The organism is Pseudomonas aestuarii, assembly GCF_027988105.1.
Lineage (GTDB): Bacteria > Pseudomonadota > Gammaproteobacteria > Pseudomonadales > Pseudomonadaceae > Aquipseudomonas > Aquipseudomonas aestuarii.
Window position 1 is genome coordinate 515,728 of the sequence record NZ_JAQJZJ010000003.1, and the last position, 19,658, is coordinate 535,385.

The window sequence follows — 19,658 nt, forward strand, 5'->3', positions numbered from 1 at the left end:
AGGGTCGGTGACCACCCCGTGGTAGGCCACTACGTGTTTATTCCCAAGGCAACTACCGCGGTGGGTAACGCTTCGCGCTTACCCACTGCATGACGAGGATTTTGATATGAGCGCAAAAGTCTGGCTGGTAGGGGCAGGCCCGGGTGACCCGGAGCTGTTGACGCTCAAGGCAGTGAAAGCCTTGCGTCAGGCCGAGATTGTGATGATCGACGACCTGGTCAACCCGGCGGTACTCGAACACTGTCCAACCGCACGCATAGTCCCGGTGGGCAAGCGCGGTGGCTGCCGCTCGACGCCGCAGGCCTTTATCCATCGCCTGATGCTGCGCTATGCGCGCCAGGGCAAATGCGTGGTGCGCCTGAAAGGCGGCGATCCGTGCATCTTCGGCCGCGGCAGCGAAGAGCTCGACTGGCTGCAGCAGCACGGCATCGAGGTGGAAATGGTCAATGGCATTACCGCTGGCCTGGCTGGCGCCACCAACTGCGGCATTCCCCTGACCCTGCGCGGCGTTGCGCGCGGCGTGACCCTGGTGACGGCCCACACCCAGGACGACAGCACGCTGAACTGGCAAGCCCTGGCCCAGGGTGGCACCACCCTGGTGGTGTATATGGGCGTGGCCAAGCTGGCGGACATCCGCGATAGCCTGCTGGCCGGCGGTATGTGCGCCGACATGCCGGTGGCGATGATCGAGAATGCCTCACTGCCCCAGCAGCGCGAATGCCGCAGCTCACTGGCGGCGATGCAACAAGATGCCCTGGCTTTCCAGCTGAAAAGCCCGGCTATCCTGGTGATCGGCGAAGTCGCCGCCGGACATCAAGCACAAGCCATGGCCGCGATTGCCTGACCCCTTCGCTCCTGCGGAGATGTCCTTGCCCGGCCTGTGCCGGGCTTTTTTATGGACAAAGAAAAACCCGGCCGAAGCCGGGTTTTTCCTAGCCGATTAAGACCAGTTACTGGACTTGAGCTTCTACTTGGGCTTCAACACGGCGGTTGATGGCACGGCCCGCCTCAGTTGCGTTGTCGGCAACCGGCTGAGTTTCGCCATAACCAGCGGCGTTTACGCGCTGACCTTCAACACCGTACTGGTTGACCAGAACTTCACGCACAGCGCTTGCACGCTTTTCGGACAGCTGCTGGTTGTAGGAATCAGTACCGACGGAGTCAGTGTGACCTTCAACAGTGGTGCTGGTCTGCGGGTATTGCTTCATGAAATCAGCCAGGTTCTTGATATCGCTATAGCTTTCTTCTTTGACTTGGGCCTTGTCGAAGTCGAATTTCACGTCCAGCTCAACGCGTACAACCTGGGCTGGCTCTTCAGCAACCGGAGCCGGCTCTGCCATCGGCTCAGGAGCAGCCTCTGCAACCTGGACTGGCTTGCTGCCACCACCGAAGTTCATGCCAACGCCTATGCTTGGCGCCCACTCGGTGTCGCCCTGGTCGATGTTGTACTGGGCTTCAACGCCAGCACGTGCATAGAGATTCTCGGTGATGAAGTACTTGGCACCGCCGCCAATGTTGGCAAAGGTGGAGCCGTTACGACCGCCGCGACCGGTTTGACCGATGCTCTGATCCGAGAAACCTGCAGACAGGTAAGGACGCAGCGCGTCACCGGTATTGTTGAAGTGGTACAGAGCATCGAGGGCGGTATTCGAGCCTTTGATGTTACGACCGTCTTCACCACGAGCGTTGTGCACTTCGTCGTAGGCCAGACGCAATTCAACGTCGTCGGTCAGGTAGTAACCGATGCTGCCGCCGAACAGATTGCCGTTGTTCTTGAAGTCACGGGCGCTGTCGAAGATTTCCTTCTTGGCAAAACCCTCCACTTCGACCGCGCCTTGGCCCTGCGCCAGCACGCTAAGCGAAGAACTAGCGAGTATCGAGCCGATGACAACGCCAAAAGTGTTTTTAAATTTCATCTGTAAATCCCTATATCATTGGTGGCCAGTAAGTTGTCTGACAAACAAGACAACCAAAGAACGATTCTAACAGAAGCGCTCCGAGGGTTAGAGCACTCTTTACATGTTTAAGTTTCAAGGGTGCCTGAAAATTTTTCTCGCAAGCGGTCGAGGGCGCGCTTGTAGCGCATTTTAGTGGCGCTCAGGCCCATGTGCATGATGTCGGCAATCTCTTGAAACTCCAGCTCTGCGACAAAACGTAGCACCAGAATCTCCCGGTCGATTGGGTTGACATGCACAAGCCAGCGATCCAGCCCACCACGGTCCTCAACTTTAGGCATCTTCTCTTCAGAGGCCTCTTCCAACGGATCCAGACTTAATGCATCCATCAGGCGACGCTTGCGGCGTTCTTTACGGTACTGGGTAATACATTCGTTATAGGTAATGCTGTAGAGCCAGGTTTTAAACTTCGATTTACCTTCAAAGTTTTTCAAACCATAAAGAACCTTGAGCATGACCTCTTGACAAACATCATCGGCGTCACGTTCGCTGCCTAAATAACGTGCGCACACGTTAAACAGTGTGCGCTGGTAACGACGCATCAACTCTTCATACGCACGGGTAACGTGAAAAAGCTCGCCATGCGCGCGAGCGACGAGCTCCTCATCCGAGAGTTCGCGGGGGTCATAGCGCAAGGACATCGGTTGGGCTTTATTCAAAACGAGTTAGGCCGACAGTCGGGGCGGAGGCTGCCAGCACCTAATGCATCAGGCGCTGGGTTGGCGGCATACATTAGCAGGAATGGCGTGTTAGCGACTGCTCACCCGCTGCTCGAGCAGGGTGCGATTAGCCACCGAGACCAACTCGCCCGCATCGGTTAGCAGGATAGTCTTGACCGTGCCAATTTCCTCGATCTGTCCTTCGACCTCACCGACCTGAACTTGTTGCCCCACCTGGTACAACTCACGCACATAAATGCCGGCCAGAATCTGCCCGGCAATTTGCCGGCTACCCAAGCCCAGTGCCAGCGCGGCAGCCAGACCCACCGAAATCAACACGATGGCAATGACGTTGTTCAGCAGGTCGGTTTTGATCTCCAGCTGGCCGATGGCCACCGAAATACTGATGATAATCACCAGCCCCTGACCAATGCGGGCCAGACCATGCGCATAATCCAGGCCCACGCCCTCGGCGGCACCTCGAACCACGCCACTGACCAATTGCGCCAGCAGTACGCCGGCGACCAGCACCAGTGCGGCACCAAACACCTTGGGCAGATAGGACGCCAGTACATCGAGCGTGGCCGAGACACGTTCCAGGCCGAGCGATTCCGCAGCCGAGACGAGAAAAATCAACAGCACGAACCAGTAGATGATCTTGCCGATCAAGGTCGAAACCGGCACCTGGATACCGGCACGGCTCAGCAGCTTGGTCAGCCCGGTACCCGCCATCAGCCGATCCAGACCGATCTTGCCGAGCAGCTTCGACAGCAAGGTATCGAGCAGCTTGGCCACGACAAAGCCGAGCAACACCAGGATCAACGCCACGAACAGGTTCGGGATAAAAACGGCGACTTTGGTCCAGAGCGCAGTCATCGCGGCTATCAGGCTTTGAGTCCAGGGATCTAGTTCCATTTCAGTCAGCCTTATTAGTAGAAGCAGAATTGGTAGAAACGCTAGAGCCGCGACGGGTAACCGGGGCGACATGGGCCGAGCCGCTATTCAGGGCGATCATCATGGCGCCGAGCCAATGGCCCATGAGCGCGAACAGATCACCCGCGCCGACCTGGCGATTGGCAGTCTTGAGTACGCGGTGCAGACAAGCGTCGTCGTCGTGATCGGACGCGCCGGACTTGAGCATATCGCGCAGGGATTCTTCAAATGGATCGGGCATGACGCACCTCACAGGACGTCTCGGCTAGACGAGACCAACTCGGGGCAAGTCACATCAGGCCCAGCGCAAACGGCGTAGCAGCCACCACTGGGCAAGGCCTACCACCAGCATGATCGAGCAGGCAATAAGGAAGCCATAGGCGTTCTCAGCACCAGGTATGCCGCCAACATTGATACCCAGCAGCCCAGTGAGGAAGCTCATCGGCAGAAACACCCCGGTGATGATGGCGAAGCGATACATGATGCGGTTCATCCGCTGATCCATACGGCGGTTTTCCGCCTCCAGCAGCAGACTGACTCGTTCGCGACTGAGCTCCAGTTCTTCCAGGTAGCGGGTCAGGCGGTTGTGCAGTTCGTTCCAATAGCCGGCGTCATCGGCGAGGAACCAGGTCTGCTGCTTGCGCGTCAACTGCGCGAAGATTTCACTCTGGGGCGCAAGGAAGCGGCGCAGACCGGCAGCGCGCCGCCGCACTTGCAGCAGCTGTGCATGATCCGGCACGGCGTGCTCATCGGCATCGACCAAGTCTTCCTGCTCATCGACCCGTTCGGACAACTCGGCGACCAGGGCGTCGACCTTGTCGGTGAGGTAATCCGCGAGAGTCAGGATCAGTTCTGACGACGTTTTCGGCCCACGACCGGCGGCGAGATCGGCGATCAGGTTCTCGGTCGCGCGCAAGGGGCGCAGGCGCAAGGAAATAATCCGCCGGGCAGCGGCGAAGATGCGCACCGACACCATGTCCTCCGGCTCCGCGCCCGGGTTGAGATTGATCCCGCGAAGAAACAGCAACAGCGCTTCATCGGGCAGTGTCAGCAGGCGCGGACGGGTATTTTCCTCCAGCAGCAGATCGCAAGCGAACTCACTCAGGCCACTTTCGTAGCGCAGCCAGTGCTGGGTCTGCGGATGGCTACGATCCCAGTGCAGCCACAGACTTTCCTGCTCGGCCAGCTCCAGGCCGGCCAATTGCCCTTGAGCGATCGCACGCGCCCCGCCCGCACCATCCAGGACAAAAGCATGCACCAGCCCCCATTGCGTGTTGTCTTGCTCGTGCATGCCTACTCCTGGCATGACTTATTCCGGCATTTTCAGTGCAGCGGGCGAAATGATGATGCCGTTGTTATCGGCATACAGGTACTCGCCCGGGCGGAAGGTCACGCCAGCAAAGGTCACCGCCACATTGAGGTCGCCAATACCGCGTTTGTCGGTCTTCATCGGATGGCTGGCCAGCGCCTGGACTCCGAGGTCGGTCTGCGCCAGCACATCGACATCGCGTACGCAGCCATAGATCACCAGGCCTTCCCAGCCATTCTTCGCGGCTTTTTCCGCGAGCATGTCACCCAGCAGAGCGCGGCGCATGGAGGCACCGCCATCGACCACCATCACCTTACCCTTGCCTGGCTGCTCGACCTGCTCCTTGACCAGAGAGTTGTCTTCAAAGCACTTGATGGTGACGATCTCGCCACCAAAGGAGTCGCGGCCGCCGAAATTGCTGAACATCGGCTCGACGACCTGGACCAATTCCGGGTAGGCGTCACACAAATCTGGAGTGATGTAATGCATGGGAAAACTCCTGGTTAACTAGACATTGAAAATCAGTTTTCATCGATCGATGCCGGCCCGATCACCACCCAGTCCACAAGCCATGGCACCAGGCCGTGCCGCACCTGACTTATGTCAGCAGCCCCGTGCCAGGGCGCCGGCGAGAGTACAACGGATCTCCAGAGCAACCAGCAAGGCAATGGCACCAGGCACGGAACACCAGCACACGACCTCCTGGGAGCATATTAGCGGTATCACTGCTCAGGCGGAACGCCCTCCCCATGCTCAAGCGCGGCTTGTTTAAGCTCCTGGGTCCTGCCCAGCCAGCGCGCCACCAGCGGCCATACCTCCGTTTGCGCTTCTTTGCTGACCAGCATCTCAACATGACCGAAATCACTGGCGAAACCGTTTTCCTTGCCCAGAAAAAGAAACTGGCTGAGCGGCGAGCCAAACTGCTCGAGCAACTTGCGGCAGGCCCATGGCGGATCCTGCCGGTCGCCCGCTGCCGACACCGCCAATACCGGAACCCGCACCTCGGCCAGGCCGGCCCACCAATCGCGCTCGGCATCGCCAAAGCGGCCAAACAGCCCGTGCCAGCGCAAACTCTCCAATGCCAGACCAATCGGCTCATCTTCCGGTCCGCGCTTGAGCCGGCTGCCGGACAATACGGAAAAACGCTTGAGCAGCAAGCGCCCGCCCCACTCCACCGGCGGTACTTTCAGCGGCCAGTAGGTGCGACTGATCTGGCTGCCGAATAACGCCACCGACGCCACTCGGCCCTGATCGAGATAGTGCCCGCCCAGCGCACCGGCCAGGGTGATGCCGCCCAGCGAGTGCCCCAGCCAATGGGCCGGCTGGGGATTCTGCTCATGAACGAAATCGGCAATCGCCGGCAAGTCGTAGCGTACGTAGTCGCTGACGCGGTTGTGCCTGTAGCCCTTGTTGCGCGGCGACAGCCCATGCCCGCGCATTTCGGCGATCCACACATCGAAGCCGGCCCGCGCCAGGTGAGGACCAAGACCAAGCCCCTTGGGCGAATACCAGAAGCGTCGATTGGAAAAACTGCCGGGCAACAGGATCACCGGCACCCCGCGCTCGGCCACGTGACCGGCCACGCCCAAACGGGTGAGGGCCAACTCGACGCTGGCGTCAGGGCTGTTGCCTGGCTTGAGGCGATAGACATCCTCACTCAAGTCGAAACGAAATTCCGCGCTGATCAAGGCGACGGGGAAAAGCTCACTGCTACTTTGCATCTTCATCGCTCTGGTACAAAAGATTGCCGGGAGCAATTTTTCACGTCGCTTGCGACGGCCCGTTGGGTGGTCGCCAGGGTGGCAGCCCACAAAAACGCCAGAAGCGTTTTGCGCGCCAGCCCCGGACGGGTGAAGCACATGGATGTGTAAAACACAAAAAAGGGCAGGATTAACCTGCCCTTGAATCAGAAGGTTAACGGTAAATCAGGATGGCTGGGCTTCCGCCAGGAAGAACCAGGTATCCAATACCGAGTCAGGGTTCAGCGACACACTTTCGATGCCCTGCTGCATCAGCCATTTGGCCAGATCCGGGTGATCGGATGGCCCCTGACCACAGATGCCGACGTACTTGCCGGCCTTGTTGCAGGCCTGAATGGCATTGGACAGCAGCTTCTTGACCGCCGGATTACGCTCATCGAACAGGTGCGCAACGATGCCGGAGTCGCGATCCAGGCCCAGGGTCAACTGGGTCAGGTCGTTGGAGCCAATCGAGAAGCCATCGAAGAACTCGAGGAACTCTTCAGCCAGAATCGCGTTGGACGGCAGTTCGCACATCATGATGATACGCAGCCCGTTCTCGCCGCGCTTGAGGCCATTGCTGGCCAGCAGGTCGATTACCTGGCTGGCTTCGCCGAGGGTGCGCACGAAAGGCACCATGATCTCGACGTTGGTCAGGCCCATCTCGTTGCGCACCTTCTTCATTGCCCGGCATTCCAGCTCGAAGCAATCGCGGAAGGACTCGCTGATGTAGCGCGAGGCGCCACGGAAGCCGAGCATCGGGTTCTCTTCTTCCGGCTCGTAGAGCTTGCCGCCGATCAGGTTGGCGTATTCATTGGACTTGAAGTCGGACAGGCGCACGATGACCTTCTTCGGCCAGAACGCCGCCGCCAGGGTGCTTATGCCCTCGACCAGCTTCTCGACATAGAAGTTGACCGGATCGTCGTAACCGGCGATGCGCTTCTCGACGCTGTCCTTGATTTCCGGCGGCAAGCCGGCGAAATTCAGCAGTGCCTTGGGGTGCACGCCGATCATCCGATTGATGATGAACTCCAGACGAGCCAGGCCCACGCCGGCGTTCGGCAGCTGGGCGAAATCGAAGGCGCGATCGGGGTTGCCGACGTTCATCATGATCTTGAACGGCAGGTCGGGCATGGCATCCACGGAGTTTGTGCGGACATCGAAGCCCAGCTCGCCCTCGAAAATGAAGCCGGTGTCGCCCTCGGCGCAGGACACAGTCACGCCCTGGCCATCTTTCAGCACCTGGGTGGCATTGCCACAACCAACCACCGCCGGAACACCCAGTTCGCGGGCGATGATCGCCGCGTGGCAGGTGCGCCCGCCCCGGTTGGTGACGATGGCACTGGCACGCTTCATGACCGGCTCCCAGTCCGGATCGGTCATATCGGAAACCAGCACGTCGCCTGGTTGTACCTTGTCCATTTCGGAGATGTCATTGATTACCCGCACCTTGCCGGCGCCGATCTTCTGGCCGATTGCACGGCCCTCAACCAGAACGGTGCCGGTTTCCTTGAGCAGGTAGCGCTCCATCACATTGACATTGGTGCGGCTTCTCACGGTTTCCGGACGGGCCTGGACCACATATAGCTTGCCGTCATCGCCGTCTTTGGCCCATTCGATGTCCATCGGCCGGCCGTAGTGCTTCTCGATGATCATGGCCTGCTTGGCCAGTTCGCTGACCTCGGCATCGCTCAGGCAGAAACGCGCGCGCTCGGCGCGGTCGACATCGACCACCTTGACCGACTTACCGGCCTTGGCTTCGTCGCCGTAGATCATCTTGATCGCCTTGCTGCCCAGGTTGCGGCGCAGGATCGCCGGGCGACCGGCCTCAAGAGTCTGCTTGTGCACATAGAATTCGTCGGGGTTGACCGCCCCCTGCACCACGGTTTCGCCGAGGCCATAAGCGCCGGTGATGAAGACCACGTCACGGAAGCCCGACTCGGTGTCGAGGGTGAACATGACCCCGGCGGTGCCGGTTTCCGAACGCACCATGCGCTGAACGCCGGCGGACAGCGCCACCAGCTTGTGGTCGAAGCCCTGGTGCACGCGGTAGGAAATGGCGCGGTCATTGAACAGTGAAGCGAACACTTCCTTGGCCGCGCGGATCACGTTGTCCACGCCGCGGATATTCAAGAAGGTCTCTTGCTGGCCGGCGAAGGAGGCATCCGGCAAGTCTTCCGCGGTGGCCGAGGAACGTACGGCTACAGCCATGTGCTCGTTGCCGCCGGACATGGTGGCGAAGGCCTTGCGGATCTCCGCATCGAGCTTCTCCGGGAAAGGGGCCTCCATCACCCACTGACGAATTTGCGCACCGGTCTTGGCCAGAGCATTGACATCGTCAACATCGAGGGCATCCAGCGCCGCATGGATCTGCGCATTCAGGCCGCTCTGCTCGAGAAAGTCGCGGTAGGCCTGGGCGGTAGTGGCGAAACCACCGGGAACCGATACACCGGCGCCAGCAAGGTTGCTGATCATCTCGCCCAGGGAGGCGTTCTTGCCCCCTACGTGCTCAACATCGTGATTGCCGAGCTTATCGAGGGAAACTACGTACTCTACCAAGGTGATCTCTCCACTAAGGTGTTGGAAAAGCTCAAGGGGCTGGGAAATTCGGCGGCGCATGTCCGCACGATTGTGGCCGGGCCCTGGAAAATAAGTAACAATGCAGCCACTTCCGGCCTGCAAAAGCGGGCCCATGATAGCCAAGAATCGTCCTCAGCTTAAGGCCCACGGTACAAATGAAACGAACCGCTTTCTTCATCTCCGACGGCACCGGCATTACGGCCGAAACCCTGGGTCAGAGCTTATTGGCGCAGTTCGAAACCATCAACTTCACTAAACTCACACGTCCGTATATCGACAGTGTGGAAAAAGCGCGCGCAATGGTACAACAAATCAATAGTGCTGCCGAGAATGACGATGCGCGGCCGATCATCTTCGATACCATCGTCAACCAGGAAATCCGCGAGGTTCTAGCCGAATCCGAAGGCTTCATGATTGACATCTTCTCGAGCTTTCTCGCGCCCCTCGAGCAGGAATTGAGCTCGCATTCGTCCTACTCGGTCGGCAAGTCGCACTCCATCGGGCACAACTCCAATTACATGGAACGGATCGAGGCGGTGAACTTTGCCCTGGACAACGATGACGGCGCCCGCACCCACTATTACGACAAGGCCGACCTGATCCTGGTCGGCGTTTCCCGTTGCGGCAAAACGCCGACCTGCCTGTATATGGCCATGCAATACGGCATTCGTGCCGCCAACTACCCATTGACCGAAGACGACATGGAGCGTTTGCAGCTGCCTGCCGTGCTAAAAAAATACCGAGACAAGCTGTTCGGCCTGACCATCGACCCGGATCGATTGACCGCCATTCGTCATGAACGCAAGCCCAACAGTCGCTACGCCAGCTTCGCCCAGGCCGAGTTCGAGGTACGCGAGGTGGAGAGCCTGTTCCGCCGTGAAAATATCAACTTCATCAATTCCACGTATTTTTCCGTGGAAGAGATTTCCGCGAAGATTCTGGTGGAAAAAGGCGTCGAACGCCGCCTGAAATAGGCTGGTGCGGGCATTCATATCACCCACATATCCATGAACCGCTGCACCGGCGTGGCTTCTAGCGCCGCCTGATCCTTACACAGGTGGAAAATCTGCGCGCTGCGCTGGGCACTGAAGCGGGTTGCCAGATTGGCCCTGAACTTGTCCTCCAGCAGCGCGATGCCTTCGGCGCGACGGCGACGGTGACCGACCGGGTATTCAACCGCGACCTGCATGCTCGATGAGCCATCCTTGAAGAACACCTGAACGGCATTGGCAATCGAACGCTTGTCGGCTTCCAGGTACTCGCGGGTGTAGCGCGGGTCCTCGACTATCTCCATCTTCTCGCGCAACTCGTCGATGATCGGGTGGGCGGCATGAAAGTCGTCTTCATACTGCTCGGCCACCAGGTTGCCGAAGACCAGCGGTACGGCAGTCATGTACTGGATACAGTGATCGCGGTCGGCCGGATTGGCCAAGGTGCCCACCTTGGAGATGATGCGAATCGCCGATTCGTGGGTGGTGATGACGATTCTATCGATTTCGTGCAGGCGATCCCGGATCTGCGGATGCAGGATGACTGCCGCCTCGCAGGCGGTCTGCGCATGGAACTCGGCCGGAAAACTGATCTTGAACAGCACGTTTTCCATCACGTAGCTGGCAAACCCCTGCGAGAAACTGAACTGACGCGCCGCGACCGGCTTCAGCGCCAGGTCATTGTTGGTGTGACTGAACAGCACATCGTAGAACCCCCACTGCGGCGCGCTTAGCGCGCCAGGAATGCCCATCTCGCCACGCATGGCGATATCGGCCAGGCGCACACCACGGCTGGTGGCGTCGCCGGCCGCCCAGGACTTGCGCGACCCGGCGTTCGGTGCGTGGCGGTAGGTACGCAGTGCCTGACCGTCGACAAAGACATGGGAGATAGCCGACAGTAGTTGCTCGCGAGTGGCCCCCATCAGCCTGGCGCAGACGGCGGTCGAGGCCAGCTTGACCAGCAGCACATGATCCAGACCGACCCGGTTAAAGGAATTTTCCAGGGCGAACACGCCCTGGATCTCGTGGGCCATGATCATCGCGTCGAGCACCGCGCGCATGCTCAGCGGCGCTTCGCCCCGGGCCACACGCTGCTGCGACAGGTGGTCGGCCACGGCCAGGATACCGCCGAGGTTGTCCGACGGATGGCCCCACTCGGCCGCCAGCCAGGTGTCGTTGTAGTCCAGCCAACGCACCATGCAGCCGATGTCCCAGGCGGCCTTGAGCGGATCGAGACGGAAACTGGTGCCCGGCACGCGCGCACCATGCGGCACCACAGTGCCCTCGACGAACGGCCCGAGATGCTTGGTGCACTCCGGGAAGCGCAGCGCCAGCAAACCGCAGCCGAGCGTGTCCATCAGACAGTTGCGCGCGGTATTCAGGGCCTCGGCGGACTTGACCTTGTAGGTCAAGACATAGTCGGCGACGTCCTGGATCACCTGGTCATAATCGGGACGGACGTTCAGATCGACATTGGCGCTCATGGGTTCACTCCTCCTTCGGCGGCTTTAGGGCCCTGCCTCTCGGGGAAACGCAATACCCCTGCGTGCATCACGGCGTTGAGGCAATCGGCAACCCGCCTGATTTCATCGAGCAGGTGCCGCTGCCATGCGGGAGCACCCCCCACGGGTTATCCGGGCCAAGCCAGGAGGCCACGGCTGGCCGCTTCGCGCCCCGTGGAACCCCGACATGCCAGCCCAGAAGGCGAAAAGCCCGCTTGTGCGGGCTCTTCTTCAGCTTAGGCCAAACGCCTCAGAACGCATCGCCGGGTACGCGCACCCAGCCCTCCATCAGCACGCGGGCGCTGCGACTCATGATCGCCTTGACCACCGTCCAGTCGCCGTTGACCTGACTGGCTTCGGCGCCAACCCGCAGGGTGCCCGAAGGATGGCCGAAGCGCACGGCGCTACGCGCACCGCCGCCAGCCGCGAGGTTCACCAGGGTGCCCGGAATCGCCGCGGCAGTGCCGATCGCCACGGCACAGGTACCCATCATCGCGTGGTGCAGCTTGCCCATGGACAGCGCGCGCACCAGCAGATCGACTTCGCTCGCCTGCACCGTCTTGCCGCTGGATGAAACGTAATCCTTGGGCTTGGCTACAAAGGCGATCTTCGGCGTGTGCTGTCGGGTGGCCGCCTCTTCCGCCGTCTTGATCAGCCCCATGCGCAGGGCTCCGGCCACGCGGATTTTCTCGAAACGCGCCAGCTGCTCGGGGTCGCCGTTGATGGCCTCGCGCAGCTCGGTGCCCTGGTAACCGATATCCTCGGCATTGACGAACACGGTCGGAATGCCGGCGCTGATCATGGTTGCCTTGAAAGTGCCGATGCCCGGCACCTCGAGCTCGTCGACCAGGTTGCCGGTGGGAAACATCGAACCGCCCTCCTCGCCGTCATCGGACGGATCGAGGAACTCCAGGATGATCTCGGCGGCGGGAAAGGTCACCCCGTCCAGCTCGAAGTCGCCGGTTTCCTGGACCTGGCCATTGCTCACCGGCACATGGGCGATGATGGTCTTGTTGATGTTGGCCTGCCAGATGCGCACCACACAGGTGCCATCCTGCGGAATACGTACTGGATCGACCAGCCCGGCGTGAATGGCGAAGGCGCCGGCGGCGGTCGACAGGTTGCCGCAGTTGCCGCTCCAGTCGACGAAGGCCTTGTCGATCGACACCTGGCCATAGAGGTAGTCGACATCGTGATCCGGCTGGCTGCTCCTGGACAGGATCACGCACTTGCTGGTGCTGGAGGTAGCGCCGCCCATGCCGTCGATCTGCGCGGCATAGGGATCGGGGCTGCCGATTACCCGCATAAACAGCTTGTCGCGGGCTTCGCCCGGCACCTGGCAGCGCTCGGGCAGGTCGTCCAGTTTGAAGAACACGCCCTTGCTGGTACCGCCACGGATATAGGTGGCGGGGATTTTCACTTGGGGCAAATGGTTCATGGATGCTGTCCTGAAATGAAAGTAGCCCGGATGCAATCTGGGACGAACCGATCAACGTCATCAGCGGATTGCATCCGAGCTACAGGTTTTGTCGTAATCCGTAGGCTGGACATGGCAACACCTTGTCCAGTGCAGTGCCGTGGCATGACAACCGCGTAACGGCGGACAAGCCTTGGGCATGTCCGCCCTGCGGGTTCAGGCGACGGCGCCCTCGAGGAAGTCCTGAGCGAAGCGCTGCAGCACGCCGCCAGCGTTGTAGACGTTGACTTCCGCGGCGGTATCCAGACGGCAGATCACCGGCACCCGGGTCACTTCGCCGTTGTGGCGATGGATGACCAGGGTCAGCTCGCAGCGCGGCGACGGCTCGCCCTGGATGTCATAGGTCTCGGTGCCGTCGAGGCCGAGAGTCAGCCGGGTGGTGCCCGGTTTGAACTCGACAGGCAGCACGCCCATGCCCACCAGGTTGGTGCGATGGATGCGCTCGAAGCCTTCCGCCACTATCACTTCCACACCCGCCAGGCGCACGCCCTTGGCCGCCCAGTCACGGGACGAGCCCTGGCCGTAGTCGGCACCGGCGACGATGATCAGGTTCTGCTTGCGGTTCATGTAGGTTTCGATCGCTTCCCACATGCGCATCACCTGGCCTTCCGGTTCGACGCGGGCCAGCGAACCCTTCTTCACCTGGCCATCGACCACGGCCATTTCGTTGACCAGCTGCGGGTTGGCGAAGGTGGCGCGCTGCGCGGTCAAATGGTCACCGCGGTGGGTGGCGTAGGAGTTGAAGTCCTCCTCCGGCAAGCCCATTTTGTGCAGGTATTCGCCGGCGGCGCTGTCCAGCATGATGGCGTTGGACGGCGACAGATGGTCGGTGGTGATGTTGTCCGGCAGGATCGCCAGCGGGCGCATGCCCTTGAGCGTGCGCTCACCGGCCAGGGCGCCTTCCCAGTACGGCGGGCGACGGATGTAGGTGGACATCGGCCGCCAGTCGTACAGCGGGCTTTCGGCTTGCGCAATAGTGCCCAGATCGAACATCGGGATGTAGATCTGCTTGAACTGCTCCGGCTTCACGCTGGCGGCGACAATCGCGTCGATCTCCTCGTCGCTCGGCCACAGGTCCTTCAGGGTGACGGGGTTGCCAGCCTTGTCGGTACCCAACACGTCCTGCTCGATGTCGAAGCGCATGGTACCGGCGATGGCGTAGGCCACCACCAGCGGCGGCGAGGCCAGGAAGGCCTGCTTGGCGTACGGATGGATACGGCCGTCGAAGTTGCGGTTGCCGGACAGTACCGCGGTGGCGTAGAGGTCGCGGTCGATGATTTCCTGCTGAATCACCGGGTCCAGTGCACCGGACATACCGTTGCACGTGGTGCAGGCGTAGCCGACGATGCCGAAGCCGAGCTGCTCCAGCTCCGACAGCAGGCCGGCTTCTTCCAGGTACAGCTTGGCGACCTTGGAACCCGGGGCAAACGAGGTCTTGACCCACGGCTTGCGCACCAGGCCCAGGGCATTGGCCTTTTTCGCCACCAGGCCGGCGGCGACCACGTTGCGCGGGTTGGAGGTGTTGGTGCAGCTGGTGATGGCGGCGATGATCACTGCGCCGTCGGGCATCAGGCCTTCACTTTCTTCAATTTTTCCAGCCGCCAGTTTGGCTTCGTCGGCAATTCCGCGCTCATGCAGCGCCGAGGTCGGCAAGCGGCGATGCGGGTTGCTCGGGCCCGCCATGTTGCGCACCACCGTGGACAGGTCGAACTCGAGCACGCGCTCGTACTCGGCAGACTCCAGCGCGCTCGCCCACAGACCGGTGGTCTTGGCGTAGTTTTCCACCAGCGCTACCTGCTCCGGCTCGCGGCCAGTGAGCTTGAGGTAGTCGATGGTCTGCTGGTCGATATAGAACATTGAGGCGGTAGCGCCGTATTCCGGGCACATATTGGAGATGGTCGCGCGATCGCCGATGGTCAGGCTGTCGGCACCCTCGCCGAAGAACTCGACCCAGGCACCCACCACGCGCTCCTTGCGCAGGAACTCGGTGATGGCCAGCACGATGTCGGTGGCGGTGATGCCGGGCTGGCGCTTGCCAATCAGCTTGACCCCGACGATATCGGGCAGGCGCATCATCGACGGCAGGCCCAACATCACGGTTTCGGCTTCCAGGCCACCGACGCCGATGGCGATCACGCCCAGGGCATCGACGTGCGGGGTATGCGAGTCGGTGCCCACGCAGGTATCGGGGAAGGCCACGCGCTTGCCATTTTCATCCGGACGAGCCTGGATCACCGGGCTCATCTTCTCCAGGTTGATCTGGTGCATGATGCCGTTGCCGGCCGGGATCACATCGACGTTCTCGAACGCGGTCTTGGTCCACTCGATGAAGTGGAAACGGTCCTCGTTGCGCCGATCTTCGATGGCGCGGTTCTTGGCGAAGGCATCCGGGTCGAAGCCCGGGGCTTCCACGGCCAGGGAGTGGTCGACGATCAGTTGGGTCGGCACCACCGGGTTGACCTTGGACGGGTCGCCGCCCTTCTCGGCGATGGCGTCGCGCAGACCGGCCAGGTCCACCAGCGCGGTCTGACCGAGGATGTCGTGGCACACCACGCGGGCCGGATACCAGGGGAAATCCAGGTCACGCTTGCGTTCGATCAGCTGCTTGAGCGCATCGGTCAAGGCGTCCGGCTCGCAGCGGCGCACCAGTTGCTCGGCCAGCACGCGGGAGACATAAGGCAGCTTGGCGTAGGCACCGGGGGCAATGGCATCCACCGCCGCGCGGGTGTCGAAATAGTCCAGCGCGGTGCCGGCCAGCGGCTTGCGGTATTGGCTATTCATACTGTTCATGGTCATGGGCGATCCTTGAGCGGCACGAACTTGAGGTCTTCTGGACCGACGTAGTTGGCGCTCGGGCGAATGATCTTGCCGTCGATACGCTGCTCGATGACGTGGCTGGACCAGCCCGAGGTGCGAGCAATCACGAATAGCGGGGTGAACATGGCAGTCGGAATACCCATCATGTGGTAGCTGACGGCGCTGAACCAATCGAGGTTGGGGAACATCTTCTTGATGTCCCACATGGTCGATTCCAGTCGCTCGGCGATGTCGTACATCTTGCTGCTGCCCTGCTCGATGGACAGCTCGCGGGCGACTTCCTTGATCACATTGTTGCGCGGGTCGCTGACGGTATACACCGGGTGACCGAAGCCGATGACCACTTCCTTCTTCTCGACCCGCGCGCGAATGTCGGCCTCGGCCTCGTCCGGGTTGTCATAGCGCTTCTGGATTTCGAAGGCCACTTCGTTGGCCCCGCCATGCTTGGGCCCACGCAACGCGCCGATGCCCGCGGCAATCGCCGAGTACATGTCGGAGCCGGTGCCGGCGACTACGCGCGAGGCGAAGGTCGATGCATTGAATTCATGCTCTGCGTACAGGTTCAGCGAGGTGTGCATGGCACGCACCCAGGACTCGCGCGGCGCCTCGCCATGCAACAGGTGGAGGAAATGGCCACCGATGGAGTCGTCGTCGGTATCGACCTCGATGCGCTTGCCGTTGTGGCTGAAGTGATACCAGTACAGGAGCATGGAGCCCAGCGAGGCCATCAGCTTGTCGGCGATGTCGCGCGCACCGGGGTGGTTGTGGTCGTCCTTCTCCGGCGCCAGGCAGCCCAGCACCGAAACGCCGGTGCGCATCACATCCATCGGGTGAGCGGATGGCGGCAGTTGCTCGAGGGACGCCTTGAGGGCCGCAGGAATGCCGCGCAGGGCCTTGAGCTTGGCCTTGTAGCCAGCCAGTTCGGCGACGTTGGGCAGCTTGCCGTGGACCAGCAGGTGGGCGATTTCTTCGAATTCGCAGCGATTGGCGAAGTCGAGAACATCATAGCCGCGATAGTGCAGGTCGTTGCCGGTGCGGCCGACGGTGCACAGCGCGGTGTTGCCGGCGGCGGTGCCGCTCAGGGCTACGGATTTCTTCGGCTTGAAGCCTGGGGTAGTGGTTTCTGGGGTCTGGCTCATCGCTTGTCTCTCCTCATCCGATCCGGTCGGGTATCTCTTGTTATGCGCGGGCCGCGGAGGCTCGCGCGCCGGTTATTTCTTGGCCGCAAACAGCGCGTCGAGATGCTGCTCGAAGGCGTGGTAGTTGATGCGCTCGTAGAGCTCCATGCGGGTTTGCATGGTGTCGATTACATTCTTCTGGGTGCCGTCACGGCGCAGCGCGGTGTAGACGTTTTCGGCCGCCTTGTTCATGGCGCGGAAGGCCGAGAGCGGATAAAGCACCAGGGACACGTCGACACCGGCCAGCTCATCGGTGGTAAACAGCGGCGTGGCGCCAAACTCGGTGATGTTGGCCAGGATCGGCGCCTTGATGCGGTCGGCGAAGGTCTTGTACATCGCCAGCTCGGTGATCGCCTCGGGGAAAATCATGTCGGCGCCAGCCTCGATGCAAGCCTCTGCGCGATCCAGCGCCGAGTTCAGGCCTTCGACGGCCAGGGCATCGGTGCGCGCCATGATCACGAAGCTGTCGTCGGTGCGTGCATCCACTGCTGCCTTGATCCGGTCGACCATCTCCTGCTGGGTGACGATTTCCTTGTTCGGCCGATGACCGCAGCGCTTGGCGCCCACTTGGTCTTCGATATGAATTGCCGCAGCGCCGAACTTGATCATCGACTTGACGGTACGCGCCACGTTGAACGCCGAGGAGCCGAAGCCGGTGTCGACATCCACCAGCAGCGGCAGGTCGCAGACGTCGGTGATCCGCCGCACATCGGTCAGCACATCGTCCAGCCCGGTGATCCCCAAGTCCGGCAAGCCCAGCGAGCCGGCTGCCACGCCGCCACCAGAGAGGTAAATCGCCTTGAAACCGGCGCGCTGGGCCAGCAGCGCATGGTTGGCATTGATCGCACCCACGACCTGCAAAGGATGCTCTGCGGCAACCGCATCGCGGAAACGCTGGCCGGGACGGCTCTGGCTGGAAAGCTGACTCATGACTCACCTCGGGGTTTGGCTGTCTTGGTTGGCGCGCCCTGCCCCATGCTCATGGCGAAGTGGCGCTCGATATTGCGTTTGGATGCACCGATGTGACGGCGCATGAGTAACTCTGCGAGTTCGCCATCGCGGTCTGCGATGGCGTCGAGAATGCGGTGGTGTTCGGCGAACGCCTGACGCGGGCGGTTCGGTGTGGCCGAGAACTGCAGGCGGTACATGCGCACCAGTTGATACAGCTCACCGCAGAGCATCTGTACAAGGGTACGGTTGCCGCTGCCCTGGATGATCCGGTAATGGAAATCGAAGTCGCCTTCCTGCTGGTAGTAGCCGACGCCCGCCTTGAAGGCCGCATCCTGCTCATGCAGATCGAGCACCCGGCGCAGGTCATCGATTTCCGCCTGACTCATACGCTCGGCGGCCAGGCGGCTGGCCATGCCTTCCAGCGACTCACGGATCTCATAGAGCTCGATCAGCTCGGCGTGATCAAGCGACACCACCCGTGCGCCCACATGGGGAATGCGCACTAATAGACGCTGCCCCTCGAGGCGGTGAATCGCCTCGCGCAGCGGCCCGCGACTGATGCCATAGGTGCGTGCAAGTTCCGGTTCGGAAATCTTGCTGCCTGGTGCGATCTCGCCTTTGACAATAGCGGCCTGAATACGGCGAAAAACATGCTCGGACAGCGTTTCCGAATCATCTTGAACGATACGGGGCAACTCAATGGTATCGGGCATATTGTCGACACTACCTGCAATATTTTCCAAAAAAGTACCCGCTAACGGGGCGCATGTCAAATACGCAAGCAACACTGTCGACAATCATTCGGATAACAAAAAGTTCTGACCTACCCTCATTTCTTGGATAAACGTCTATAAGCGTCTGTCGCAGCGGCAAAACCCCCGTGATAGAATGCCGACCACTTGCGTCTGGCCTAGCTTTGCTGCCATGCCCGTTAGAGATCACACCAGGCGCAGCGGCCGTGCCGCCTCGCCAGCTGGTCTTGTTATCCGATGACCGCGCTATACCTTAATAGGACTTATGAGACTCAAGCCCTTCGCCCTGCTGATTTGCCTGTTGTTACCGCCTGGCCTGGGTCTCGCCGCCGCAGAGAAGGCCGTATACGGCCTGAATGAACACGCCATGCTGTTCAACCTCGGCCTGCAAGTGCCGGCCAAGTTGGATACAGGCGCCAAGACTGCGTCCTTGAGCGCGCGGGACATCAAACGTTTCAAACGAGAAGGTGAACCCTGGGTGCGCTTCTTCCTGGCAATCGACGATGCCCACGCCCACCCGATAGAGCGCCCGCTGGCGCGGATAAGCAAAATCAAACGCCGCGCTGGCGACTATGATCCAGAGGAAGAAAAAACCTATACCGCGCGCCCGGTCATTGAGCTGGATATCTGCATGGGCCTAGCCCTGCGCACAATCGAAGTGAACTTGACCGACCGTAGTGCATTCCAATACCCGCTGTTGATCGGCTCCGATGCCCTCAAGCGTTTCAGCGCACTTGTCGATCCAAGCCTTAAATACGCAGCTGGCATGCCTGGCTGTCCTCCTGACGCAAACATTGGCGCCACCCCTAATGAGTAA

17 protein-coding genes are annotated in these 19,658 nt (G+C 60.9%); 3 read left to right on the forward strand and 14 right to left on the reverse strand.

Annotated elements, in window-relative coordinates:
* Positions 1–106: 106 nt before the first annotated feature.
* The gene (gene cobA, locus PH586_RS09415) at positions 107–844 is read left to right on the forward strand and encodes a uroporphyrinogen-III C-methyltransferase (RefSeq protein WP_271347492.1); all 738 of its coding nucleotides are present in this window, start codon (positions 107–109) and stop codon (positions 842–844) included.
* 106 nt (positions 845–950) lie between these two features.
* Here the strand turns inward: cobA and PH586_RS09420 are convergent, their stop codons facing one another.
* The 8 genes from PH586_RS09420 to ppsA form a co-directional block, all read right to left on the reverse strand.
* Positions 951–1,916, reverse strand: a complete 966-nt coding sequence (locus tag PH586_RS09420) for an OmpA family protein (protein ID WP_271347493.1) — start codon at positions 1,914–1,916, stop codon at positions 951–953.
* A 107-nt stretch (positions 1,917–2,023) separates the two neighbouring features.
* Positions 2,024–2,614 carry an RNA polymerase sigma factor SigX gene (sigX, locus tag PH586_RS09425; RefSeq protein ID WP_271347494.1) on the reverse strand — a complete coding sequence of 197 codons (591 nt, stop codon included), beginning with the start codon at positions 2,612–2,614 and terminating at the stop codon, positions 2,024–2,026.
* 90 nt (positions 2,615–2,704) lie between these two features.
* On the reverse strand, positions 2,705–3,529 hold the full coding sequence (locus tag PH586_RS09430; protein ID WP_271347495.1) for a mechanosensitive ion channel family protein: 825 nt from the start codon (positions 3,527–3,529) through the stop codon (positions 2,705–2,707).
* 1 nt (position 3,530) lies between these two features.
* Positions 3,531–3,788, reverse strand: a complete 258-nt coding sequence (locus tag PH586_RS09435) for a CrfX protein (RefSeq protein WP_271347496.1) — start codon at positions 3,786–3,788, stop codon at positions 3,531–3,533.
* Between the two features lie 54 nt (positions 3,789–3,842).
* Positions 3,843–4,838 (reverse strand): zinc transporter ZntB, encoded by a 996-nt coding sequence (locus tag PH586_RS09440; RefSeq protein ID WP_271347497.1) that lies wholly within the window; start codon positions 4,836–4,838, stop codon positions 3,843–3,845.
* Between the two features lie 18 nt (positions 4,839–4,856).
* Positions 4,857–5,345 carry a ribonuclease E activity regulator RraA gene (gene rraA / locus PH586_RS09445; RefSeq protein WP_238041258.1) on the reverse strand — a complete coding sequence of 163 codons (489 nt, stop codon included), beginning with the start codon at positions 5,343–5,345 and terminating at the stop codon, positions 4,857–4,859.
* 233 nt (positions 5,346–5,578) lie between these two features.
* Positions 5,579–6,577: an alpha/beta fold hydrolase gene (locus tag PH586_RS09450; RefSeq protein ID WP_271347498.1), complete on the reverse strand. Its 999-nt coding sequence runs from the start codon at positions 6,575–6,577 to the stop codon at positions 5,579–5,581.
* A gap of 204 nt (positions 6,578–6,781) precedes the next feature.
* Positions 6,782–9,154 (reverse strand): phosphoenolpyruvate synthase, encoded by a 2,373-nt coding sequence (ppsA, locus tag PH586_RS09455; RefSeq protein WP_271347499.1) that lies wholly within the window; start codon positions 9,152–9,154, stop codon positions 6,782–6,784.
* Between the two features lie 176 nt (positions 9,155–9,330).
* On the opposite strand from ppsA, the gene ppsR reads away from it, so the two are divergent.
* On the forward strand, positions 9,331–10,149 hold the full coding sequence (ppsR, locus tag PH586_RS09460) for a posphoenolpyruvate synthetase regulatory kinase/phosphorylase PpsR (protein WP_271347500.1): 819 nt from the start codon (positions 9,331–9,333) through the stop codon (positions 10,147–10,149).
* Between the two features lie 14 nt (positions 10,150–10,163).
* On the opposite strand, the gene prpD is transcribed toward ppsR, so the two are convergent.
* The 6 genes from prpD to PH586_RS09490 all read right to left on the reverse strand — a co-directional run bounded on the left by prpD (position 10,164) and on the right by PH586_RS09490 (position 18,802).
* Positions 10,164–11,648 (reverse strand): 2-methylcitrate dehydratase, encoded by a 1,485-nt coding sequence (prpD, locus tag PH586_RS09465; RefSeq protein WP_271347501.1) that lies wholly within the window; start codon positions 11,646–11,648, stop codon positions 10,164–10,166.
* Positions 11,649–11,916: 268 nt separating this feature from the next.
* A complete protein-coding gene (gene prpF, locus PH586_RS09470; RefSeq protein ID WP_271347502.1) occupies positions 11,917–13,104 on the reverse strand; it encodes a 2-methylaconitate cis-trans isomerase PrpF in 1,188 nt (395 codons plus the stop codon).
* A 195-nt stretch (positions 13,105–13,299) separates the two neighbouring features.
* Positions 13,300–15,924, reverse strand: coding sequence for a Fe/S-dependent 2-methylisocitrate dehydratase AcnD (gene acnD, locus PH586_RS09475; RefSeq protein WP_271347540.1), 2,625 nt, complete (start codon positions 15,922–15,924; stop codon positions 13,300–13,302).
* 11 nt (positions 15,925–15,935) lie between these two features.
* A complete protein-coding gene (gene prpC / locus PH586_RS09480) occupies positions 15,936–17,099 on the reverse strand; it encodes a bifunctional 2-methylcitrate synthase/citrate synthase (RefSeq protein ID WP_271347503.1) in 1,164 nt (387 codons plus the stop codon).
* A 72-nt stretch (positions 17,100–17,171) separates the two neighbouring features.
* Complete coding sequence (prpB, locus tag PH586_RS09485; RefSeq protein ID WP_271347504.1) at positions 17,172–18,068, reverse strand: methylisocitrate lyase; 897 nt, start codon at positions 18,066–18,068, stop codon at positions 17,172–17,174.
* Positions 18,065–18,802: a GntR family transcriptional regulator gene (locus PH586_RS09490; RefSeq protein WP_271347505.1), complete on the reverse strand. Its 738-nt coding sequence runs from the start codon at positions 18,800–18,802 to the stop codon at positions 18,065–18,067. Before PH586_RS09490 ends, prpB begins: the two co-directional genes overlap by 4 nt.
* Before the next feature lie 304 nt (positions 18,803–19,106).
* Between PH586_RS09490 and rloA the strand changes: the two genes are divergently transcribed.
* Positions 19,107–19,658, forward strand: coding sequence for a retropepsin-like aspartic peptidase RloA (rloA, locus tag PH586_RS09495; protein WP_271347506.1), 552 nt, complete (start codon positions 19,107–19,109; stop codon positions 19,656–19,658).